Here is a 21,982-nt window from a genome sequence, read left to right on the forward strand (position 1 = left end):
TTATCCTAGCAGGATGCCGGCCATCTTGGCAGTCAAGAGCCCTCGGTCCGCTGCACCGAGGGTGCCAATCTTGCGGGGTATGATCGAGAGCGACAGCGTAACCAGCTTCCATCTCACGAGCGAGGCATGCTTGAGACCTGTTGGAGCCAGATCAACAATGACGTGGTCACTATCCCACGAGCTCCCAGCGCCGGTCGTTACCATCGCCGCGATGACATGACGATGTACTTCATTGAACGCGGTATTGGACAGAACAACGACGGGCCGCGGTTTGCCATAGGCGATATCGGTGAAGGGGAATGGCGCGACGACGATATCCCAACGATCCAACTTCAGGTCGTCAGAGGTCATCATAGGCGTCCGCGTCAGCCTTGCTGGTCCACTCAGTCATGAGTTCGGACACCGCTGCGAGATAGGGATCAGTCGGAGGCGTGTCATCCAGTTCGATCTCGACCGCTTCGCCGCGTCGCTCGCGATAAAGTCGGTTCCAATAATCTTTGAACGCCTCGTCTGGCCTTATTCCCGGGGTGGGCCTACCATCCCCCCCATCACGCATTTTCCGAAAGAGAACAGGCCTGCCATCGACACGCAGCGCGATCGCCGCATTTTGCTTCAGGCCCGCAATTCGACCGACAATATGCTCGCTATCGATATGCTTCAGCCAGATTGTATGGTCGCTGATAATCATCTGAGCCATTAGACCCTCCTGCGCCAAGCAGTAGGTGGGCATATAGCCCACCCATGATGTTCAGGCAATGGAGTATACCACCCCCCCCCTCAAACCACCACGGTGATCGTCTCCGCGGCCCGCGTCAGTCCCGTATAGAGCCACCGCGCCCGGTGCTCCCGAAACGCGAAGCTCTCGTCGAACAGCACAATGTCGTTCCACTGCGAGCCCTGCGCCTTGTGGACGGTCAGCGCGTAGCCGAAGGTGAATTCGTCGGTGTGCTTGCGCAGCTCCCACGGAATCTCCTCCTCCGTGCCGTCGAAGAAGTTCGGCAGGACCGAGACCTTGACCGGCTTGGCGTTGGGGTCGTCCTCCGGCGTCACCCGCATGGTGACAAGGCCCTTCTTCGAGGTCTTCAGCTCCTGCACGATCCAGGAGCCGCCGTTGAGCAGCCCCTTGCTCTTGTCGTTGCGCAGGCAGACGAGCTTTTCGCCCGCGACCGGCACGGTTTCGGTGCGACCCATGATCTGGCGCATGCGGGCATTGTAGTTGCGCCGCGTCTTGTTCATGCCGACCAGCACCTGGTCGGCGCTCATCACCAGTTGCGGATCGACCTCGCTGCGGCGGATCACCCGGCTGGGGCCGTACTCGCCGACATCAAGCCGCCCGCCCTCGCGGATCGTCATCGACATCCGCACGATCGGGTTGTCGGCCGCCTGGCGGTGGACCTCGGTCAGCATGATGTCGGGCTCGGTCTCGGTGAAGAAGCCGCCGCCCTTGACAGGAGGAAGCTGCGCGGGATCGCCCAGCACCAGCACCGGCGTGCCGAAGGAGAGCAGGTCGCGGCCGAGATCCTCGTCGACCATCGAGCATTCGTCGATGATGATCAGCTTGGCCTTGGCCGCCGTGCTCTCGCGGTTGAGCACGAAGGTCGGGCTTTCCTCGTCGACCCCGCGCGAGCGGTAGATCAGCGAATGGATCGTCTGCGCGCCGACGCAGCCCTTGTTGCGCAAAACGAGCGCAGCCTTGCCGGTGAAGGCGGCGAAGGCGACGTCGCCATCGACGGCCTCGGCAATGTGGCGCGCCAATGTCGTCTTGCCCGTGCCGGCATAGCCGAACAGGCGGAAGAGCTGCGGCTCGCCGGCCTGCATCCAGCGCGCGACCGCGCTCAGCGCGGCATCCTGTTGCGGCGACCAGCTCATGCGGGGAACGGACGAAGCGATTTCATGCCGCAGATGGGGACGAGTCGTGGGCCAATGGCAAGCGCGAAGGCGCGCGCCCGGCCCTGTTTCAGGCGGCGCGCAACCGGCGAACGAAATCGAGCGCCTCGCGCTGCAGGCTGCCGATGCGCTCGTCGAGCGCCCGCGCCCCGGCCGCGCCCATATCGGCCTGGCCGACCGTCTGCGCATTGGCGATGGCGATCTCGGACATGGCGCCGGCCGCGGTCCCGGTGACGTCGGAAATCCGCGCGACCGTGTCGCCGAGCGATCCGAGCAGTTCCGTCTGCGAGCCGACCATGGATGAAATCTCGGCGCTGGCCTGCTCCACGGCGCCGACGCTGGCGGCGATCGCCGAGACGGCGCTCGCGGCGCTGGACAGCGCCTCGTCGACGAGCGCGATGCGGCCGACGATCCGGCCCGTGGCCGCCGCCGTCTGACCCGCCAGTTCCTTGACCTCGTTGGCGACGACGGCGAAGCCCCGGCCATGGGCCCCGGCGCGCGCCGCCTCGATGGTGGCGTTGAGCGCCAGCAGATTGGTCTGACGCGCGATCGCCTCGATGATGCCGACGACCTCGCGAATCTGCGTGGCGTTGTCGGTCAGGCGATCGACGAGCGCAGTGGTGCCGGCAGCCTCCCGCGTCGCCGCCGTCGCCATCACCGAGACGCGTCGAACTTCGGCGTTGATCTGCCCGATCACCTGTTCGAGATGGATGGCGGCCTCGGTGCTGGCCTGCGCATCGCCCCCCGCATCGCTCATCGACGCGGCCGCAGTCTCGGCGCTGCGCGACACCTGATGCACCCGCACCGCCGAATCCTGCAGGGCGACGCGCAAGACCTCGCTCGCCCCGGCGATCTCCGCCAGCAGGGCGCCGAGCCGCCCCTCGAAGTCATCCGCGATGCGATGCAGCTCGCGCGTCCGCTCCTGCCGGTTCTGCTGCGCCAGGTCGGCCTCGGCCTCACGGGTCACCAGCGTCGCCCGCACCTCGCTCAGCGCCCGCACCGTGCGAGCGAGCTGTCCGATCTCGTCGGCCCGGTCCTGATGGGGAACGTCGATGAGCGCGCTCGACGATGTCGCCTGGGCAATGGCCGCCATCAGAGCCCGAAGCGGTCTGATCAGATGGTATCGCAGCACCAGGAACGCCATCATGCCGCCGGCGAGCGGCAGCAGCAGCGCGATCGCCATCGTTCTCTGGCGCACGCCCGCGGCAAGGTCGGAGGCCCGCAAGCGGGCGTCCGCGCCGCGTCGTCCGAGCTCGTCCCGCATGGCCGTGGTCGTGACGATGATCTGGCTGACGTTCTGGCGCGCAGGCTCCGACGCGGCTTCGAGCAGCGCTGCCCTGGCCGAAATCCGCCGGCCGATTTCGACGATGTCGCGCTGGAAGGCGATGAACGTCCTGATGCCGGGGTCCAGGGTCGGATTGGCGTCCAGCATCTCCGAGGGCAGCGCGGAGATCAGGCTTGCACGCGCGGAATCCACCAGTTCGACCGCACCGTCGAGCTGATCGAGCGCGGCTTCGACGTCACGCTTTCCTGCGCCCTCGTCGAAGCGGCTGAGCAATGAGGCATAGGTCACGCGGTTGGTCAGCAGGGCCGCCCGGTTGGCCAAACCCAGAGCGCCGATGGCCTCCTCGTCGATCCGGTGAACCTCGTCCAGCCCCCGCACAGCACTGATCAAACCGATGCCCGCAGCCAGACTGAGGAGCGCGAAGAGCAGGATGATCTTCGCCGTCAGTCCGAGTCGACGCATCGTCATAGGCCACCATATCGCGAGACGCCGTCTGTCTCGCAGGCGCGAGACAACAAGCGGTTAACGGCACCGGCAAAATCAATCAATTCAAGAGATTAGCCGGTTATCGAGGAGAAGGCGCCGCCCCGCTAGAGCACGCCGTGGCGCTCGAAAACCGCGCGCAGGCTCGCTCCGGCCAGCAGTTCGTCGCGCGTCGTGTCCTCCGCCTCGATCTTGGAGAGAGCGAGCGTCACCGCCTCCCCAAACAGGCGCTTGGGCACCACGACGACCCCGTCGGCATCGCCGAAGATGAAATCGCCCGGCTCGACCCGCGCACCGGCGACTTCGACCGGCTCGTCCTTGGCCATCATCTCGGCCCGGCCCTTGGTGTCGAGCGGGCCGATGCCGCCATGGAAGAGCGGAAAGTTCAGCTCGCGGATGCGACGCACATCGCGCACCAGACCATCGGTCAGGCAGCCGGCCGCGCCCCGCACCATGGAGGCCGTGGTCAACAGCTCACCCCAGGGCGCGATCCGGTCCGTCGGGCCATCGCAAGCCAGCACAGCGATCTCGCCCGGTGCGAGACTGTCGATGAGGTCCATTTCGAGGGCATAGGGATTGTGGCCTTCGGGAAAGTGATAGCGCTTCATGTAGAGGCCGGTGCGGGCGAACCCGCACAGGATGCTGGCTTCGTCGAGCGGCCTGACAAAGGGCTTCAGGGCCTGGTTTGGCGAGCCGAGCTGGTCCAGCACGTCCGAGAGCACCGCCGAGTAAAGCTTCGCCTTGAGCATCTCGACATCGAATAGTCCCGCGATATCCGACATACCGTTCCCTCCAGAGCCGATCGGCTTCGATCGCGCCACTCACCGGGCGCGTGCGATCGCACAGTGCTGCAGAGGGAAGGCCTGGTCCAGCCTCGGCGCTCGGCAGCCGGGATGGTGGCCCCCTTCAAGCCCGGACGGTCACCAAGGAATCGTCTCGCCCTGCCAGGTCCGGAAGCTGTTGGTCTGCGCCATCCCCGACGCGTCGATCGTGGCGATGAGCCCGGCCGCGCTCTCCGAAGGCGCAATGTCGGCAGCCCCACCGCCCATATCGGTGCGCACCCAGCCGGGATGGAACAGCAGCTGCGCGATGCCGCGCTCGCGCACCGCATTGCCGAACACCACCATCGTCATGTTCACCGCCGCCTTCGAGGAGCGATAAGGCAGCGACCCTGAGGGGTTGAGCCCGATCGAGCCCATGCGGCTGGTGATGGTCGCGATCTTGCGGCCCTGCCCGGCCTCGAGGTTCGGCAGGAGACCCTGCGCCACGCGCAGCGGACCATAGACATTGACCTCGAAGACCTCGCGCCAGACGTCGAAATCCATCGCGAGCGCGCTGTCGCCGCCGCGCGGCCCATGGATGCCGGCATTGTTGACGAGAACGTCGATCGGCCGGCCATCGAGCGCCGTCTTGGCCGCAGCGACGCTTTCATCGGAGGTCACGTCGAGTTCGAGCGGCACCAGCGCGGCGGGATGCGCAGCCGACAGTTCCGCCAGCGCACCACCCCACGGATTGCGCGCCGCCGCCACGACATGGTCGCCGCGCCGCAGCAGTTCCATCGTCAGCGCGAGCCCGATGCCGCGATTGGCGCCGGTGATCATCCAGGTCTGGGGCATGGCGTGGCTTTCGTGGTTGAGGTTGCCGTTCTAGGCGAGACGCGCCTGCCTTGGAACGCCAGCCATGCAGAGCGGCCCCGCGGTGGCAAGAGAGGCGGGACACCATTTGATGAATATCCATTTTTCGCTTATGAATATTCATTCCGGAGGAAGGATCATGCCGCTCTACATCCGCGATGACGAGGTCGATGAACTGGCGACCAGGCTCCAGCATCTGACCGGCACGCCGACCAAGACCCAAGTGGTGCGCCAGGCCCTCGAACGGGAAATCAGCCGGCTGGAAGCCGCCCGGCCGCTCGGCGAACGCATCGCCAAAAGCATGGCAATGGCCGATGCGATGGGCTCGGGTCAGAGCGATTTCGACATGAAGGCGTTCACCGACGAGATGTGGGAGACATGACCTATCTCGACGCCTCGGTGATCGTCGCCATCCTCGGGCGGGAGAGCGACCACGAGACCGTGCTGGAGCGGCTACAGGCATCGCCGCGCCCTTTCCTCGTGTCACCAGCCGGCGTTTTCGAAGCGGTGGTCTCTCTGGCGGCAAAGAAGGCGCGTGATACGAGCAAGGTCCTGGATGCCGGACTGATGACCGCAGCCCAGGCCAGCGTCGTGCAGTTCATCGCTGATATCGACGCCACGGAGGTGACGATCACCCCCGCCATCGGTCAGGCCGCGATCGAGGCTGCCAAGCGCTATGGCCGCGCCGTCGGCAGCCCCGCCGCGCTGAATTTCGGCGATTGCTTCGCCTATGCCTGCGCCAAAGAGCATGGCGCGGCCCTGCTCTACAAAGGCAACGATTTCGCGCAGACCGATCTGGGCTGAGGCGTCGCGTTCCGCCTTGCCAGCCTTGACAAATATGTCAAAATCTTCAAATGAGAGACACGCGGCCGATATCGTGGATCAAGGCCGCTCGGAAGGATTTCCTCGATTTTCCCGAAGCGGCTCAGCGGGACGCTTTGCGCGCGCTGACCATTGCAGCCGAAGGCGGCATGGCCGGCATGGCCAAGCCGCTGCACGGTCTCGGCAGCGGCGTGTTCGAGGTCGCGTTGCGCTCGCGCGGAGACGCATTTCGCGTGGTCTACGCAGTCCAGATCGACCATGAGATCTGGGTCGTTCACGCCTTCCAGAAGAAATCGACCTCCGGCATCAAGACGTCGAAGGCGGATATCGATCTCGTCATCGACCGGTTGAAACGACTGAAGGACGCCCTGCGATGAAGGATGACATCGAACTGGTCCGTGGCAGCGGCCATGTCTTCCGCGACTTCGGCTCGCCCGATGCCGATCTCGAACAGGCGCGCGCGCTGCTCGCGGCCAAGATCATCGCCGTCCTCGACGAGCGCGGTCTCGGCGCGCAGGCCGCAGCGGCGATGACCGGCGTCGCCGCCTCCGAGTTCTCGCGCATTCGCAACGTGAAGCTGGACAGGTTCACCATCGACCGGATGATCTCGATCCTCGGCAAGCTCGGGCAGGAGGTCGAGGTCTCGATCTCGGTTCGCCCGCGCAAGGCCGCCTGAGCGAAACCGCCTGAGCGCGGAGGCTTACGTCTCCGCCTTGCCATACCCTCCCGCCGTCGGCGTGATCACCGTCACCGCCTCGCCGGCCTGGAGCAGCGTCTGGTCGCAGGGCTTGAGCTCCTCGACTGCACCCGAGAGACGCCGCACCAGCGTCTTGCCGAGCTCTCCCGGTTCGCCGCCCTTGATACCGAAGGGGCGGATTTTGCGGTGCGAGGCGAGGATCGCGCAGTCCATCGTCTTGCGGAAGCGGATCGTGCGGCTCGTGCCGTCCCCGGCGCTCCACTGCCCCTTGCCGCCCGAGCCGGCGCGGATGTGGAAATCCTCCAGTACGACGGGAAAGCGCGTCTCCAGGATCTCGGGGTCGGTCAGGCGCGAATTGGTCATGTGGACATGCACGCCCGAGGTGCCGTTGAAGCCCGGCCCCGCCGGGGAGCCCGAGCAGATCGTCTCGTAATACTGGTACTCGTCATTGCCGAAGGTCAGGTTGTTCATCGTCCCTTGAGAGGAGGACATCGCCTCCAGCGCCCCGAACAGGGTGTTCGTCACGGCCTGGGAGACCTCGACATTGCCCGCCACGACCGCGGCCGGATAGCGCGGCGAGAGCATCGAGCCCTCGGGGATGACGATCCTGATCGGCCGCAAGCAGCCGGCATTCATCGGGATCGCATCGTCGACCATCACGCGGAAGACATAGAGCACGGCCGCCCGCGTCACCGGGGCCGGCGCGTTGAAATTGTCCGTTCGCTGCTCGGAGGTGCCGGTAAAATCGACGGTCGCCTCGCGCTTGTCGCGGTCGATGCTGATCCTGACCTTGATCGCGCAGCCCTGGTCCATCGGATAGGTGAACTCGGCATCGTGCAGCTTGGTCAAAAGCCGCGCCACGCTCTCGGCCGCATTGTCCTGCACATGGCCCATATAGGCCTGCACCACGTCGAGCCCGAAGGAGGCGATCATCTTCTTCAGCTCGGCGACGCCCTTGGCGTTGGCGGCGATCTGCGCCTTCAGATCGTTGACGTTCTGCACGACGTTGCGCACCGGATAGCGCGCGCCGGTCAGGATCGAGACCAGTTCGTCCTCGCAGAAGCGGCCCTGATCGACGATCTTGAAGTTGTCGATATAGACCCCTTCCTCCTCGATCACGGTGGCCAGCGGCGACATCGAGCCCGGCGCGGTGCCGCCGACATCGGCATGGTGGCCGCGGCTGGCGACCCAGAACAAAATCTGCTCCTCCGCCTCGTCGAAGACCGGGGTGCAGACCGTGATGTCGGGCAGATGCGTGCCGCCATTATAGGGCGCGTTCAGGCAGTAGACATCGCCCGGCTTGATAACCGGGTTGTTCTTGATGACGGTCTCGACCGACTTGTCCATCGAGCCCAGATGCACCGGCATGTGCGGCGCGTTGGCCACCAGCGCCGCGCTCTGGTCGAAGACCGCGCAGGAGAAGTCGAGCCGCTCCTTGATGTTCACCGAATAGGCGGTGTTCTGCAGCGTCACGCCCATCTGCTCGGCGATCGACATGAACAGGTTGTTGAAGATCTCCAGCATCACCGGATCGGCCCGGGTGCCGATCGCGGCGTTCTGGACGAGCGCCTTGGAGCGCACCAGCACGAGATGATCCTTGGCGGTGAGCCTGGCGCTCCAGCCCTCCTCGACCACGACGGTCTGGTTCGGCTCGATGATGATCGCCGGCCCCGCGACGCCCTGGCCGGGCTGCATCGCCTCGCGCCGGACGATTTGCGCCTCGTGCCACTGGCCCTTCGAGAAGAGGCGAGTCGTCTGCGCGGCCACGGGCTCGCCCGCGGTTTCGGGCACAGAGGCCTCCTCGAACTTCGCCCCGCCGCCGATCGCCTCGACCTCGACGGCCTCGATCACCAGCGCCTTGGCCTCGTCCATGAAGCCGAAGCGGGCCTTGTGCGCCGCCTGGAACGCCGCCTTCATCGCGTCGGGCGTGCCGGCCGCAACCGCAATGGCGGTATCGGTGCCGGCATAGCGGACATGGGCGCGGGTCAGGATCGCGATATCGCCGTCAGGCACGCCCTGCCCAGACACCTCGGCCCGGGTCTCGGCGGCGAGCCCGGCCGCGGCTGCCTCGACCGCCGCCTGGGCGCCGCCATCGAGGGCTACGTCGAGCGCAGCGGTCCGCGTCGCGCGAATCTCGGCCAGACCCATGCCATAGGCCGAGAGCAGGCCGGAGAAGGGGTGCAGCAGCACGGTCTTGATGCCCAACGCATCCGCCACGAGGCAGGCATGCTGCCCGCCGGCGCCGCCGAACGAGTTCAACGCATAGCGCGTGATGTCGTAGCCGCGCTGGACCGAGATCTTCTTGATCGCCTCCGCCATGTTGGCGACGGCGATCTGGATGAAGCCGTCGGCGACCTGCTCGGGGCTGCGGCCGTCGCCGACCTCCGCCGCAAGCGCCACGAACTTCGCCTTCACGGCCTCGACATCGAGCGGCTGATCGCGCTTCTCGCCGAAGATCGGCGGGAAGTAGGCCGGGATCAGCTTGCCGACCATGACGTTCGCATCGGTCACAGCGAGCGGCCCACCGCGGCGATAGGCGGCCGGCCCAGGATTGGCGCCGGCGGAATCGGGCCCGACGCGGAAGCGCGCGCCGTCATAATGCAGGATCGAGCCGCCGCCGGCCGCGACCGTATGGATCAGCATCATCGGCGCGCGCATCCGAACGCCCGCGACCTCCGTCTCGAAGGCGCGCTCATACTCGCCGTCGAAATGGGCGACATCGGTCGAGGTGCCGCCCATGTCGAAGCCGATGACCTTGTCGAAGCCGGCGGAGCGGCCGGTCTCGGCGAGCCCGACGACGCCGCCGGCCGGGCCGGACAGGATCGCATCCTTGCCCTGGAAGAGTTCGGCGGCGGTGAGCCCGCCCGATGACATCATGAACATCAACCGCGCGCCGGTGCGGGCAATGTCGAGCTCTTCCGACACCTGCGCGACATAGCGGCCGAGGATCGGCGAGAGATAGGCGTCGACCACGGTGGTGTCGCCGCGGCCGACCAGCTTGATCAGCGGCGAGACCTCGTGGCTGACCGAGACCTGCGGAAAGCCGATCTCGCGGGCGATCCTGGCCGCGACCTGCTCATGGGCCGGATAGCGATAAGCGTGCATGAAGGCGATCGCCACCGCGCGGAAGCCGGCATCGAACTGCGCCTGCAGCGCGGTGCGGATTGCCGCCTCGTCGGGCGCCTGCTCGACCACGCCGTCGGCCAGCACGCGCTCGTCGATCTCGACCACCGCCTCGTAGAGCTGCTCGGGCTTGATGATCTCCTTGGCGAAGATGTCGGGTCGCGCCTGGTAGCCGATGCGCAGCGCGTCGCGGAAACCCTTGGTCGTGACCAGGAGCGTCCGGTCGCCCTTGCGCTCGAGGAGGGCGTTGGTCGCCACCGTCGTGCCCATGCGGACCTCGCCGACCAGCCCGGCCGGAATCGCCTCGCCCGCCTTCAGCCCGAGATGGTCGCGGATTCCCTGCACCGCCGCGTCCCGATAGGCGCCCGGATTCTCCGACAGCAGCTTCCTGGCGTGAAGTTTGCCTGCGGGATCACGGCCGATCACATCGGTGAAGGTGCCGCCCCGGTCGATCCAGAAGTCCCAACGCGAAAACGACATCCCCGACATCCCCTGATCTGACGCAAAACCAGCGTCTCTGACGTTTCATCGATAAATTGTCGATGTGTTGTTGACAAGGAGGTTTCGGTCGATACGATCGCAATTGTGACCGGAACATGGCTGAGGGGCCGGACGGCCACGAGGCGGAGGATGCAATGATGGCGACAGTCCTGGCAACCGCAGGCGCAGTGCGCGCTCGCTCCATGGGGCGCGGCGTCTGATGCGGCGTTTCCTCGACGGCCTTTACCTCGCCGCCGGCTATCTCGCCGGCGCTTTCCTCGTCGTGATCTTCGCGCTGATGATGCTGCTCTCCGTCGGCCGGGAGATCAACTTCAACGTGCCGTCGGGCGACGACTTCACCGGCTGGGCCCTGGTCGCGATGGCGTTTCTCGGCCTCGCCCACACCTTCAAGCGTGGCGAGATGATCCGCGTCGGCCTATTGATCGAGCGGCTGAAGGGTCGAAAGCGCCGTGCGGCCGAACTGTTCTCGCTGGGCACGGCGTCGCTCTTCATCGGCTACTTCACCTTCCAGGCCGGCAAGCTCGCGCATGATTCCTGGCAGTATTTCGACATGTCGACCGGCGTCGTCGCCGTTCCGCTCTGGATTCCCCAGCTCGGGCTGGTTGCGGGCCTCGCCATCCTGCTCGTCGCCATCCTCGACGAGTTCGTCATCGTCGCCCGTGGCGGGCGTCCGACCTATGAGCCGGAACCGCCGAAGTCGGCCGAAGAGCTGATCGAGCGCATTGCCCAGGGTGGAAGCGTCTGATGTCCCTGCCTATTCTCGCCCTCATCCTGCTCGGCTTCCTCGTCCTTGTTCTCGGCAGCGGCGTCTGGATTTCCGTCGGCCTCGGCCTCGTCGGCCTGCTCGCCATGGTGCTGGTCACCGACGTTCCGATCGGCCAGGTGCTGGCCACCACCGTCTGGAGCAGCGCCAGCTCCTGGACGCTGGCCGCCCTGCCGCTCTTCATCTGGATGGGCGAGATCCTGTTCCGGACGCGGCTGTCCGAGCAGATGTTCCAGGGGCTCTCGCCCTGGCTGCAATGGCTGCCCGGCCGGCTGATCCACACCAACATCATCGGCTGCGGCATCTTCGCGGCCGTCTCGGGCTCCTCGGCCGCCACCGTGGCGACCATCGGCAAGATCTCGCTGCCGGAGCTGCGCAAGCGCGGCTACAGCGAAAGCCTGAGCCTCGGCACGCTCGCTGGCTCCGGCACGCTCGGCCTGCTGATCCCGCCCTCGATCCCGATGGTGGTCTACGCCGTCACCGCCAACGTCTCGGTGCTGCAGGTCTTCCTCGGCGGCTTCCTGCCCGGCCTGCTCGTGATGGCGCTGTACATGGGCTACGTCATCATCTGGTCGCTGCTCAACCCCGACAAGACGCCGCCGCGCGACCCCTCGCTGCCCTTCTTCGAGAAGCTCAGGCAGTCGGCCAAGCTGGCGCCCTGCCTGCTGCTGATCGCGGCGGTCTTCCTGGCACTCGTGCTGGGCTTCGCCACCGCGACCGAATGCGCCGCCTGGGGCGTCACCGGTGCGCTCTTCCTGGCGTGGTGGAGCGGCACGCTGACCTGGAAGACGCTTTATGAGAGCATCATGAGCGCGACGCGCCTGACCTGCATGATCATGCTGATCCTGGCGGGCGCGGCTTTCTGCACGGCGGCCATGGCCTATACCGGCATCCCCGCCGCGCTGGCCGACTGGGTCAAGGGCCAGGCCCTCTCGCCGCACATGCTCGTGCTGGCGCTGACCGTGATGTACATCATCCTGGGCTGCCTGATCGACGGCATCTCGATGATCGTGCTGACGGCGGTGATTGTCCTGCCGATGGTCAAGGAGGCCGGCTTCGACCTGGTCTGGTTCGGCGTCTACCTGATCATCCATGTCGAGATGGCGCAGATCACCCCGCCGGTGGGCTTCAACCTCTTCGTGCTGCAGAACATGAGCGGGCGGGACACCTGGACGGTTGCGAAGGCCGCGTTTCCGTTCTTCATTCTGCTCAACATCGCCGTCTTCATCATCACGACCTTCCCGCAGATCGTGCTCTATCTGCCCAAGCTCGCTTTCCCGGACTGATGCCTTTCGACCAAGCAACCAAGCAACAAAAGAGGGAATAAGATCATGATCAATCGCAGAACCTTCAGCGCCGCCGCCCTCGCCTTCGGCGTCAGCGCACTCGCCTTCGCGGCGCCCGCCGTCGCGCAGACAAAGTGGAACCTGCCGGCCGCCTATCCGATCGACAACCCGCACAGCGAGAACCTCATCCAGTTCGGCAAGGATGTCGAAGCTGCGACCGGCGGCAAGCTCGCCATCACGGTCCATCCCGGCGCCTCGCTCTTCAAGGCGCCCGAGATCAAGCGCGCCGTCCAGAGCGGCCAGGCCCAGATGGGCGAAGTCCTGATCTCGATCCACGAGAACGAGGACCCGATCTTCGGCATCGATGTCGTGCCCTTCCTCGCGGCGTCCTTTCCCGAGGCGAAGAAACTCTATGCGGCCTCGAAGGCGGCCGTGGAGAAGAAGCTCGACAGCCAGGGCATCAAGCTCCTGTTCATGGTTCCCTGGGCGCCGCAGGGCGTCTACACCAAGAAGGACATCAACACGATCGACGACATGAAGGGCCAGAAGTGGCGCTCCTACAATGTCGGCACGGCGCGGCTGGGCGATCTGCTCGGCATGCAGTCGGTGACGATCCAGGCGGCCGAACTGCCGCAGGCGCTGGCGACCGGCGTCGTCAACTCCTTCATGTCCTCGGGCGGCACGGGCTATGATTCCAAGGTCTGGGAGTCGCTGACGCATTTCTACGACGTCCAGGCCTGGATCCCGAAGAACGCCACCTTCGTCAACAAGGCCGCCTTCGCCGGCCTCGACAAGGCGACGCAGGACGCCATCCTGAAGGCCTCGGCCACCGCCGAGGAGCGCGGCTGGAAGATGTGGCAGGACAAGTCGGGCTGGTATCTCGACCAGCTCAAGGCCAAGGGCATGAAGGTCCAGGCCCCGAGCGCCGAACTCGCGGCGGGCTTCAAGAAGGCCGGCGACACCCTGACCGCCGACTGGCTGAAGAAGGCCGGCGCCGACGGCCAGGCCATCGTCGACGCCTACAAGAAGATGTGACGAACCGCGTCATGGTCGGGCTTGCCCCGACCATCTCCCACAGGAGGCTTTCCTGCAGGAGATTCTCGGGTCGGCGCTCTGGCGCCGCCCGAGAATGACGGGCGCCTCAGCCATGCCAGAACCAAAGCCTTTCCCCGACGATCTCGGCCCCATCGTCTCCTCCGGCCATCTGGCCGCGGGCGCGATGCCGGCTCTGTCGGAATTCGAATTCGCGATGAGCATGACCGTGCACGCCTTCCATCGCTGGATGGTGCGCGGCATGGCGGCCGGCGGGCTGCCGGATCTCTCCCCGCTCGACGTGCTGGTGCTGCACAACGTCAATCACCGTGGCAAGGCCAAGCGCCTGGCGGACATCTGCCTCGTCCTCAACATCGAGGACACCCATCTGGTGAATTATGCGCTCAAGAAGCTGGAGCGGCTCAAGCTGTTGAAGGCCGGCCGCAAGGGCAAGGAAAAGACCGTCACGGTGACGCCCGCCGGCGAGGAGGCGTGCCGGGCTTACGCCCGGATCCGCGAACAGCTCCTGGTCAAGTCGATCCTCGCCACCGGCGTCGACCCCGCCCGCATCTCCGAGATCGCCGCCGCGATGCGCTCGCTCTCGGGCCAGTACGACCAGGCGGCGCGGGCAGCGGCGAGTCTGTAGGGCCGACACCGCCGCTCGCCGGCCGGCACACGGCCCTTGGTTGCCTCGGGTTCTACGGGCCGGCCTTACAGGGCACCTCCTGCTGCATCTGCGCATACTGCGCCATCAGCCCTTCATGCACCGACCAGAAGGCACGCGGCGGCTGCCCGAGCAGCCGGTCCTCGAGCAGGCCCAGATGCAGGTGCCAGCCGCTGGAGACCATCGCCATCCGGTGCTTCGTCGCCAGCCGGCGATGGATCAGCACGAGGCGGACCTTGTCGCCGACCGGAGCGAGTTCGATCTCGACATCCGAGTCCGGGTCGCCCATGCCGACCCAGTTGAAGGCGAGCCGATGAGGCGGGTCGTAGACCGTGACAGTGCCGCTCATCAGTGCGCCTTCGTCGTGCATCTTGCGGGCGCTTTCGGGCGGCGGCTCGTTCGTGATCTGCGAATGCTTGAAGAACAGCTCGATCCTGCCGCCAACCCGCGCCTCCGTCTCACCGCCGCAGAACCAGGTCGCCCGCTTTTCGCCCTCGACGAGATAAGCCCAGACGCGTTCGATCGGCCCGGGCAGCAGCCGCTCGAAGCGCACCGCGCCACTGTCCAGAACCTCGCCATAGGCCTTGCCGGTCGTCGCTTCGCGGGTCTTCGCTGCGATTGCATCCGTCTGCATCACGCCTCCTCGCCCGGATCGGGCTGTTGCAACGCGGCCTCCAGAGCCGCCAGACGATCGGGCCAGAAGGCGCGCACGCGCCTGACCCACTGGTCGAATTGATCGATGCCGTCGGGATCGAGCGCATAGATGCGCCGTTGGCCGGCGACCGTGACCCGCACCAGCCCGGCTTCGCGCAGCGTCTTCAGATGCTGCGAGATCGCCGGCGCCGACACCGTGAACCCCTCCCCGATCTCGCCGGCCGAGAGCGCGCCTTGCGCCAGCATCTCGACGATGCGGCGGCGGGTCGGATCGGCGAGGGCGGTGAAGGCGTCCATGGATCGATAATTCATACTTAGCTTAATTAAGTCAATAACGAATTATTGTGCGGCGCTTCCGGTCTGCCCCCTCCGATGCGAGCGCGCTTGATCCTTAAGGCGGCCTCCGCCATTGCGGAGTGCATCCGCCACGGTTCGAAGGCCCCATGCCCACCCGCAACGCGACCCTCGCCGGCATTGCGATGATGCTCTTCGGCATCCTGCTGTTCTCGCTCAACGACGTGATGGGCAAATGGCTGGTCGCCACCTACACCGTGGGCCAATTGCTGCTGATCCGCAGCGCCGCCGCGCTGGTCGTGCTCGCGCCCTTCATCGTCAGGCAGGGCGTCATGCGCACGCTGCGGCCAGCCAAGCCGTGGCTCCAGGCGCTGCGTGTCGCGCTGGGCGCCTCCGAATCGGCGCTGTTCTACGCGGCCGTGGTCTATCTGCCGCTTGCCGACACCATGACGATCTGGATGGCGGCGCCGGTCTGGGCCGTCGTCTTCGCGGCGCTGCTGCTCGGCGAGAAGGTCGATCTGCCGCGCTGGCTGGCGGTCGCGGCTGGCTTCGTCGGCGTGGTGATCGCACTCGACCCGACGGGTGCAAGCCTGAGCTGGCCGGCGCTGATCGCTCTCCTCGGCAGCATCCTGTTCGCGCTGCTGATGATCGCCGGCCGCTATCTGCGCGAGACGCCCGACGTCACGCTGGTCGGGCTGCAGACCTTCGGCACGCTGCTGATCGGGCTCGCCCTCGCCCCCTTCGGCTGGGTCCAGCCGACGCCGCGCGACTTCGTCCTGCTCGGCCTGCTCGGCATCGTCGCGATGGTCGCGCATCTGTGCGTGACGCGTTCGCTCAAGCTGGCCGAGGCCTCGGTCCTGGCGCCCTACCAGTATACGCTGATCGTCTGGGCGCTGGTCTTCGGCTGGCTGGTCTTCGACGACTGGCCGACACCAGCCATGCTGGCGGGCGCGGCGCTCATCGTGGCGGCCGGGCTCGTGCTGATCGTTCTCGAACGCCGCGCCGCGGCGGCCAAACCCACGCTCGCCGCGCCCTGACCGGCGCGCCCCTCCCACAGCAACGGCGAAGGACATCTCCATGGCCCTGATCACCTACCTCACCACCGTCAAGTTCGGCTATGGCGAGATCGACGGCATCGCGGCGGATCTGGCCGGGCTCGGCGTCGCCCGGCCGCTGATCATCGCCGACAAGGGCATCGTCGCGGCGGGCCTCGTCGCCAAGGTGCAGGCCGTCTCGCCGGCTCTCGCCACAGCCCCGGTCTTCGAGGGCACGCCGACCAACCCGACCGAGGAAGCCGTCGAGGCCGCGCTCGGGCTCTATCGCGAGCACGGCTGCGACGGGCTCGTCGCGATCGGCGGCGGCTCGCCGATCGACCTCGCCAAGGGCGTGGCGCTGCTGGCGACGCATGACGGCCCTCTGGAGACCTATGCCGCGATCCTTGGCGGCATCCCGAAGGTGACGTCCGCCGTCGCCCCCGTCATCGCCGTCCCGACGACCTCGGGCACCGGCAGCGAGGTCGGCCGCGCCGCGCTGATCACCCTGAAGGACAGCCGCAAGCTCGGCTTCATCTCGCCCCACCTGATCCCAAGGCTCGCGATCTGCGACCCCGAGCTGACGCTGGGCCTGCCTGCCTGGCTCACCGCCGCCACCGGCATGGATGCGGTGACGCACTGCATCGAGACCTATCTGAGCCCGCGCGAGAATCCGCCCGCCGAGGCGATCGCGCTCGACGGCCTCAAGCGCGCGGTGGCCTTCATCGAACGCGCGGTGAAGGACGGCAGCGACCGCGAGGCCCGCAAGGAGATGATGATGGCCGCGCTCCAGGGCGGCCTGACCTTCCAGAAGGGGTTAGGCGCTGTCCACGCGCTGTCCCATCCACTCGGCGGACTGAAGGAGGTCTCGCTGCATCACGGCACGCTCAACGCCGTGCTGCTGCCCGCCGTGCTGCGCTTCAACGAGCCGGACGCGAAAGCCAAATACGCCGAGATCCGCAAGGTGCTGGACCTACCCGCCGACACCGATCTCGCGACCTGGATCGCGGCTCTCGTCGCGCGCCTCGGCATGCCCGCCAGCCTCTCGGCCATGGGCCTGCCGCGCGGCGTCATCCCCGCGATCGCCGAGGCCGCGACCAAGGACCATTCGAGCGCCACCAATCCGCGCCCGGCCACTGCCGCAGACTATGCCGCGATGCTGGAAGCCTCGTTCTGAGGACAATGCGTCATGGCCGGGCTTGACCCGGCCATGACGTGACAAAGAGGCTCCAGCGCCTCATCCGGCCGGAGGTTCTCGCGTCTGCGCTTCGCTCCGCCCGAGAATGACGGCAAAGCCCTCTCTCAGTACAGCCGCGTCCGATAGGCCTCTTCGAGATTGGCCTCGGCCTCCGCGACGCCGACGGCCTTGGTCTGCTCGGACATGATGCGCCCCAGCGTCGGGAAGCGGCTGCGCTCGACCTGAGCCGACGGATCCCACAGCTTCGAGCGGATCAGCGCCTTGCCGCAGTGGAAGAAGGCCTCCTCGACATCGACCAGCAGGCCGAGCGTCGGGGTCCGCTCCTGCACGGTCGCCGGTTCGAGCAGGGCGGCATCGCGCGTCAGCCGGGCCTGGCCGTTGACCCGCAGCGTCTCGGCGATGCCCGGCACCATGAAAATCAGCCCGACGCCCGGCGCCGCCAGCACATTTGCGAAGCTATCGACCCGGTTGTTGCCGCGCCGGTCGGGGATGAACAGCGTCCGCTCGTCGAGAACCGTGACGAAGCCCGGCGCATCGCCACGCGGGCTGGCATCCGCACGGCCCTCACCGTCCGAGGTCGCCAGAACGAGGAAGGGCGACAGCGCGATGAAATCGCGGCAGAACCCGTCCAGCCGGTCGAGCACCTTCCGCTCGGCCAGCGGATTGACTGCGCCCATATGCGCCCGCAGATCGGCAGGGTCCGCGATCGCCTTGGCCGGGTCCTCAGGTCGCGTCGTCATGTCGTCCTCCGTCCCGAAAGGGGCCGCGACTGTCGGCGATCCGTGGCCGGCGCACCAGCCCCGGCGCTGCATGGAATGCCGGCATTGCCGGATCGAAATGCCACAGCCCGCGCCTCGATGCGTCGCCTGCGTCTCGCGCGCCTTGACCCTCCGGGCGGCCGCGGCCATCGTGCGGCATCGTCTTCGCCCCTCCACGAGGCCTTCACCCATGCGCCGCGCCCTGCTGCGAACCGCCCTCGCCACCCTCGCGCTCCTGACGGCGGGCGTCACCGCCGAGGCTTCGGGCCGCCGCCTGGTCAACCCGGCCGATGCCGCCGAGAACCGCATCAACCCGATGTATGGCGCTCTGCCCGCCTGCGAGGACCCGGCCGTGCTCGGCGAAATCACCAGCTGGTTCAACTCGCGGGAAGCCAAGTTCTGGGGCCCGCTGCGGGCCGTCGCCTATGACAAGATCAAGCCGATCGGGTTTCGGCCGCTCGGCGATGATTTCATCCCGCGCCGCTTCTGCACGGGGCGCGTCGCGCTGAACGACGGCACGATCCACCGCGTCGATTATTCCGTGCGCGAGAATCTCGGCCTGTTCGGCTGGACCTGGAACGTCAACTGGTGCGTCAGCGGCCTCGACCGCCATCGCAGCTACGCGCCCGACTGCAAGATGGCCCGCCCCTGAGTCGGGTCGGCAGCGCCATGGCCCTCCTGCGCATCGCCCTCGCGCTACCGATCCTGCTGGGGTTGCTGGCCGACGCGTCGGCCCAGCCGCGCAACCAGCGCGGCGGCGAGCCCGGCGATTTCGACTTCTATGTGCTGGCCCTGTCCTGGTCGCCGGGTTTTTGCGAACTCGACGGAGAGCGGGACCGCAACCGCGAGCAATGCGCCGAGGGCGCCGGGCTGCGCTTCGTCGTCCACGGTCTCTGGCCGCAGAACGAGCGCGGCTTTCCCAGCGAATGCGGCCCGGCCGGCCGCACGCCGTCGCGAATCGCCCTCGATCAGGCGAGGGGCCTGTTCCCGAGCGAGGGCCTCGCCCGGCACCAATGGCGCAAGCACGGCACCTGCGCAGGCTCGAGCCCAGGCGATTACTTTGCCGACACGCGGCGCGCCCGCGACAAGGTCGTGATTCCCCCGGCGCTGGCCAAGGCCGAGCGCGACCAGAACTGGACCGCAATCGACCTGGAACGCGCTTTTGTGGCTGCCAATCCGGGCTTGCGCACCGACATGATGTCGGTTGCCTGCCGGCGCGGCGTGCTGCAGGAGGTCCGTATCTGCCTGAGCAAGGATCTGCGCGATTTCCGCATGTGCGAGGAGGTCGACCGCTCCGGCTGTCGCACGCGCGACATCACCGTGAACGCACCGCGCTGACAGACGCTGCAAACCCGCGTAAGAGCGCGGCATGAATTACCGCCACGGCTTCCATGCCGGCAACTTCGCCGATGTCCTCAAGCATGTCGTTCTGACGCGCATCCTGACGCATCTCAACGCCAAGCCGACACCCTATCGCGTCGTCGACACCCATGCAGGCGCAGGCCGCTATGATCTCGGGTCCGAAGAGGCGCTGCGGACGCATGAATGGAAGGACGGCGTCGCGCGGATCGACCGTTCGCCTCTGGCGCCGGCCGTCGAGGCGCTGCTCAAGCCCTGGCGCGATGCCGTCGCCGGCGCGCGCGCGCTCTATGGCGCCGAGGCCTATCCGGGTTCGCCCTGGCTCTGCCGCCACGCGATGCGCCCCGACGATCGGCTGATCGCCGCCGAACTCCACCCGCAGACCCACAAGAAGTTGCTCCAGGCGATCGGCCGCGACGAGCGCTGCAAGGCCTTGGCGATCGACGGCTGGAACGCGCTGCGCGGCAATGTGCCACCCAAGGAGCGGCGCGGGCTGGTGCTGATCGACCCGCCATTCGAGGACAAGGACGAGTTCGCCACGCTGGAGGCCGAACTGATCGCCGCCCATCGCAAATGGCCGACGGGAATCTATGCGCTCTGGTACCCGGTCAAGGACAAGCTCGCGGTCGCCAATCTGCTGGCGGGGCTCAACCAGGCCGGGATCAGCCGTCTGCTGCGGCTGGAAATCGACGTCGACCGCCCCGAGGCCGCAGGCGGGCTCAGCGCCACCGGCATGCTGATCGTCAACCCGCCCTGGATGCTCGCCGACGAAGCCCGAATCATCCTGCCTGCCCTCACGGAGCGCCTCGCCCAGGGGCCGCAGCCGCGCTATCTTTGCGAGCCGATCCGTCCGGACGGCTGAACCGCCCGTTGCCTGAGGCCCTGACGATGCTGATTCTCCGTTCCTCCCCCGCCTCCCCCTTCGGCCGCAAGGTCAAGATGGCGGCTTCCGAACTCGGCCTGCTGGACCGGATCGACATCGTCGTCGCCGACACCAATGATCCAGCCGAGCCGCTGCGCCAGCAGAACCCGCTGGGCAAGATTCCGACTCTGGTGCTGGAGGACGGCATGACGCTGTTCGACTCGCGCGTCATCGTCGATTATCTCGACCATCTCGCTGGCGGCAGCCGCCTCATCCCGGCCGGCGACGAGCGCTTCGTCCAGTTGCGGCTGCAGGCGCTGGCCGACGGGCTCTGCGACGCCGCGCTGCTCCAGGTCTACGAGACCCGGTTCAGGCCGGAGGAAGGCCGCAACGCGGCCTGGGTCGCCAACCAGGCGGGCAAGGTCTCGCGCGCGCTGGCCGCGCTCGAAGCCGCTCCGCCCGCCTATCCCGACCGACCCCGGATCGGCGAGATCGCGCTCGCCTGCGCGCTCGGCTATCTCGATCTGCGCTTTGCCGGCACGTGGCGCGCCGATCATCCCGCACTGGTCGCCTGGCTCGACGCCTTCGCCGCCAAGGTCCCGGCCTTCGAGGCGACGCGGTTCAAGGGCTGAGCCGGACCGCCGGCCGCCCGGCAAGCGGTCGGCAGCCCGTCACCACGGACAACAAAAAACCCGGTGGCCGAAGCCACCGGGTTCTTTTGTCCCCGTGAGGGGAAGCAGACTAGAACTTGTAGTTCAGGCCGGCGCGGACGACGGAGAAGTCGGTGCCGACCTTCACGCCCGAGTTGAACACGTTCTTCTCGCCGAGATCGACGTAGAGGTACTCGACCTTGGCGGTCCAGTTGTTGGTGAAGGCGTACTCGAGACCGCCGCCGACGGCGTAGCCGCCCGTGTGGGTCTTGTCGGTCGAGCCGATGCCGCCGATCGTGGTCTTCACGTTGCCGTAAGCCCAACCACCGGTGACGTAGGGCATGAAGCGGTCGAAGGCGAGACCGACGCGGCCACGAACCGTGCCGAAGTAGTCGGTGCGAACGCGGTCACCGAAGGCGCTCGAGCCCGAGTTCAGGTCGGCGCCCTGGAGGTCAGCCTCGATGCCGACAACGAACTGGCCCATCTGGTAGTTGTAGCCGACCTGGCCACCGCCGATGAAGCCGTCGAGATCGCCGATGCTGACGGTCCGGTTGCCGAACACGGTGCCGGCATTGACGTTGCCGAAGCCGTAGCCGGCGTTGGCGCCGACGTAGAAGCCGGTCCAGGTGAACACAGGAGCGTAAACCGGGGCCATCACCGGGCCCTTGCGGGACGGCAGGTCGGCGGCGGAAGCGGCGCCGGCGGCGACGAGACCGAGCACGGCAACGGTCGAAAGCAGAAACTTCTTCATAATGGAACTCCTAGGGACGTCGCTTTGCCGGCGAGGCCGGCGGGTGAACTCGATGACGATGTTATAAGACCAATCGCCGGTTTTGTCTGTTGCCTTGGAAGCACATCTGCCCTGCAGACCGCGGCAGAAATGCGGCACGATTGCGATGACTGCGGCGAATGTATAAAACCCTGTTAAGGATTGTTAAAGCACAGCTAATGGTAAAGCGAATACTAACGAATCCGTGAACTGGCCCAATGGGCTTAAAC

At 66.8% G+C, this 21,982-nt stretch carries 25 protein-coding genes; 14 read left to right on the forward strand and 11 right to left on the reverse strand.

From position 1 onward, the window contains the following. The 6 genes from Q8S38_RS01075 to Q8S38_RS01100 form a co-directional block, all read right to left on the reverse strand. On the reverse strand, window positions 1-351 hold the full coding sequence (locus Q8S38_RS01075; protein ID WP_305678564.1) for a type II toxin-antitoxin system PemK/MazF family toxin: 351 nt from the start codon (window positions 349-351) through the stop codon (window positions 1-3). Further along, the gene (locus Q8S38_RS01080) at window positions 341-697 is read right to left on the reverse strand and encodes a hypothetical protein (protein ID WP_305678565.1); all 357 of its coding nucleotides are present in this window, start codon (window positions 695-697) and stop codon (window positions 341-343) included. Before Q8S38_RS01080 ends, Q8S38_RS01075 begins: the two co-directional genes overlap by 11 nt. 80 nt (window positions 698-777) lie before the next feature. Continuing rightward, on the reverse strand, window positions 778-1,869 hold the full coding sequence (locus tag Q8S38_RS01085; protein ID WP_305678566.1) for an ATP-dependent DNA helicase: 1,092 nt from the start codon (window positions 1,867-1,869) through the stop codon (window positions 778-780). 88 nt (window positions 1,870-1,957) lie between these two features. After that, window positions 1,958-3,640, reverse strand: coding sequence for a methyl-accepting chemotaxis protein (locus Q8S38_RS01090; protein WP_305678567.1), 1,683 nt, complete (start codon window positions 3,638-3,640; stop codon window positions 1,958-1,960). A gap of 122 nt (window positions 3,641-3,762) precedes the next feature. Then, window positions 3,763-4,437, reverse strand: a complete 675-nt coding sequence (locus Q8S38_RS01095; protein ID WP_305678568.1) for an RraA family protein — start codon at window positions 4,435-4,437, stop codon at window positions 3,763-3,765. Between the two features lie 138 nt (window positions 4,438-4,575). Beyond that, entirely contained in the window at window positions 4,576-5,271 is a 696-nt protein-coding gene (locus Q8S38_RS01100) for an SDR family oxidoreductase (RefSeq protein WP_305678569.1), read from the reverse strand. A gap of 64 nt (window positions 5,272-5,335) precedes the next feature. Between Q8S38_RS01100 and Q8S38_RS01105 the strand changes: the two genes are divergently transcribed. From Q8S38_RS01105 to Q8S38_RS01120, 4 genes are read left to right on the forward strand one after another with little or no spacing between them, the layout of a single operon-like run. Continuing rightward, entirely contained in the window at window positions 5,336-5,671 is a 336-nt protein-coding gene (locus Q8S38_RS01105) for a type II toxin-antitoxin system VapB family antitoxin (RefSeq protein ID WP_371125810.1), read from the forward strand. Beyond that, entirely contained in the window at window positions 5,668-6,093 is a 426-nt protein-coding gene (locus Q8S38_RS01110) for a type II toxin-antitoxin system VapC family toxin (RefSeq protein WP_371125811.1), read from the forward strand. Before Q8S38_RS01105 ends, Q8S38_RS01110 begins: the two co-directional genes overlap by 4 nt. Before the next feature lie 50 nt (window positions 6,094-6,143). Continuing rightward, window positions 6,144-6,488: a type II toxin-antitoxin system RelE/ParE family toxin gene (locus Q8S38_RS01115; protein WP_305678571.1), complete on the forward strand. Its 345-nt coding sequence runs from the start codon at window positions 6,144-6,146 to the stop codon at window positions 6,486-6,488. Continuing rightward, window positions 6,485-6,787: a helix-turn-helix domain-containing protein gene (locus Q8S38_RS01120; protein ID WP_305678572.1), complete on the forward strand. Its 303-nt coding sequence runs from the start codon at window positions 6,485-6,487 to the stop codon at window positions 6,785-6,787. The genes Q8S38_RS01115 and Q8S38_RS01120 overlap by 4 nt, the downstream gene beginning before the upstream one ends. A 24-nt stretch (window positions 6,788-6,811) precedes the next feature. On the opposite strand, the gene Q8S38_RS01125 is transcribed toward Q8S38_RS01120, so the two are convergent. After that, window positions 6,812-10,411, reverse strand: a complete 3,600-nt coding sequence (locus Q8S38_RS01125; RefSeq protein WP_305678573.1) for a hydantoinase B/oxoprolinase family protein — start codon at window positions 10,409-10,411, stop codon at window positions 6,812-6,814. A gap of 220 nt (window positions 10,412-10,631) precedes the next feature. On the opposite strand from Q8S38_RS01125, the gene Q8S38_RS01130 reads away from it, so the two are divergent. From Q8S38_RS01130 to Q8S38_RS01145, 4 genes are all read left to right on the forward strand, one after another. After that, complete coding sequence (locus Q8S38_RS01130) at window positions 10,632-11,177, forward strand: TRAP transporter small permease (protein WP_305678574.1); 546 nt, start codon at window positions 10,632-10,634, stop codon at window positions 11,175-11,177. Continuing rightward, complete coding sequence (locus Q8S38_RS01135; protein WP_305678575.1) at window positions 11,177-12,481, forward strand: TRAP transporter large permease; 1,305 nt, start codon at window positions 11,177-11,179, stop codon at window positions 12,479-12,481. Before Q8S38_RS01130 ends, Q8S38_RS01135 begins: the two co-directional genes overlap by 1 nt. 45 nt (window positions 12,482-12,526) lie before the next feature. After that, entirely contained in the window at window positions 12,527-13,516 is a 990-nt protein-coding gene (locus tag Q8S38_RS01140; RefSeq protein ID WP_305678576.1) for a TRAP transporter substrate-binding protein, read from the forward strand. 112 nt (window positions 13,517-13,628) lie between these two features. Further along, on the forward strand, window positions 13,629-14,159 hold the full coding sequence (locus Q8S38_RS01145) for a winged helix DNA-binding protein (RefSeq protein WP_305678577.1): 531 nt from the start codon (window positions 13,629-13,631) through the stop codon (window positions 14,157-14,159). A gap of 52 nt (window positions 14,160-14,211) precedes the next feature. Here Q8S38_RS01145 and Q8S38_RS01150 read toward each other — a convergent pair whose 3' ends face one another. Then, window positions 14,212-14,811, reverse strand: a complete 600-nt coding sequence (locus Q8S38_RS01150) for an SRPBCC family protein (protein WP_305678578.1) — start codon at window positions 14,809-14,811, stop codon at window positions 14,212-14,214. Continuing rightward, window positions 14,811-15,128: an ArsR/SmtB family transcription factor gene (locus Q8S38_RS01155; protein WP_305678579.1), complete on the reverse strand. Its 318-nt coding sequence runs from the start codon at window positions 15,126-15,128 to the stop codon at window positions 14,811-14,813. Before Q8S38_RS01155 ends, Q8S38_RS01150 begins: the two co-directional genes overlap by 1 nt. A 146-nt stretch (window positions 15,129-15,274) precedes the next feature. Between Q8S38_RS01155 and Q8S38_RS01160 the strand changes: the two genes are divergently transcribed. Together Q8S38_RS01160 and Q8S38_RS01165 are read left to right on the forward strand one after the other, a co-directional pair. Beyond that, window positions 15,275-16,162 carry a DMT family transporter gene (locus tag Q8S38_RS01160; protein ID WP_305678580.1) on the forward strand — a complete coding sequence of 296 codons (888 nt, stop codon included), beginning with the start codon at window positions 15,275-15,277 and terminating at the stop codon, window positions 16,160-16,162. A gap of 40 nt (window positions 16,163-16,202) precedes the next feature. Further along, the gene (locus tag Q8S38_RS01165; protein ID WP_305678581.1) at window positions 16,203-17,333 is read left to right on the forward strand and encodes an iron-containing alcohol dehydrogenase; all 1,131 of its coding nucleotides are present in this window, start codon (window positions 16,203-16,205) and stop codon (window positions 17,331-17,333) included. A gap of 125 nt (window positions 17,334-17,458) precedes the next feature. Here Q8S38_RS01165 and Q8S38_RS01170 read toward each other — a convergent pair whose 3' ends face one another. Then, window positions 17,459-18,094, reverse strand: coding sequence for a pyridoxamine 5'-phosphate oxidase family protein (locus tag Q8S38_RS01170; protein ID WP_305678582.1), 636 nt, complete (start codon window positions 18,092-18,094; stop codon window positions 17,459-17,461). Window positions 18,095-18,302: 208 nt separating this feature from the next. Here Q8S38_RS01170 and Q8S38_RS01175 point away from each other — a divergent pair, with 208 nt between their 5' ends. Genes Q8S38_RS01175 through Q8S38_RS01190 form a run of 4 tightly spaced genes read left to right on the forward strand, consistent with a single transcriptional unit; the run spans window position 18,303 to window position 20,965 of the window. Further along, window positions 18,303-18,764, forward strand: coding sequence for a hypothetical protein (locus Q8S38_RS01175; protein ID WP_305678583.1), 462 nt, complete (start codon window positions 18,303-18,305; stop codon window positions 18,762-18,764). A gap of 17 nt (window positions 18,765-18,781) precedes the next feature. Beyond that, entirely contained in the window at window positions 18,782-19,450 is a 669-nt protein-coding gene (locus Q8S38_RS01180; protein ID WP_305678584.1) for a ribonuclease T2 family protein, read from the forward strand. Window positions 19,451-19,481: 31 nt separating this feature from the next. Then, window positions 19,482-20,333, forward strand: coding sequence for a 23S rRNA (adenine(2030)-N(6))-methyltransferase RlmJ (locus tag Q8S38_RS01185; RefSeq protein WP_305678585.1), 852 nt, complete (start codon window positions 19,482-19,484; stop codon window positions 20,331-20,333). 26 nt (window positions 20,334-20,359) lie between these two features. After that, on the forward strand, window positions 20,360-20,965 hold the full coding sequence (locus Q8S38_RS01190; RefSeq protein WP_305678586.1) for a glutathione S-transferase: 606 nt from the start codon (window positions 20,360-20,362) through the stop codon (window positions 20,963-20,965). Between the two features lie 109 nt (window positions 20,966-21,074). On the opposite strand, the gene Q8S38_RS01195 is transcribed toward Q8S38_RS01190, so the two are convergent. Further along, window positions 21,075-21,734: an outer membrane protein gene (locus tag Q8S38_RS01195; RefSeq protein ID WP_305678587.1), complete on the reverse strand. Its 660-nt coding sequence runs from the start codon at window positions 21,732-21,734 to the stop codon at window positions 21,075-21,077. Between the last annotated feature and the right edge of the window lie 248 nt (window positions 21,735-21,982).

The sequence above is a fragment of the Allobosea sp. genome (assembly GCF_030695125.1).
GTDB lineage: Bacteria > Pseudomonadota > Alphaproteobacteria > Rhizobiales > Beijerinckiaceae > Allobosea.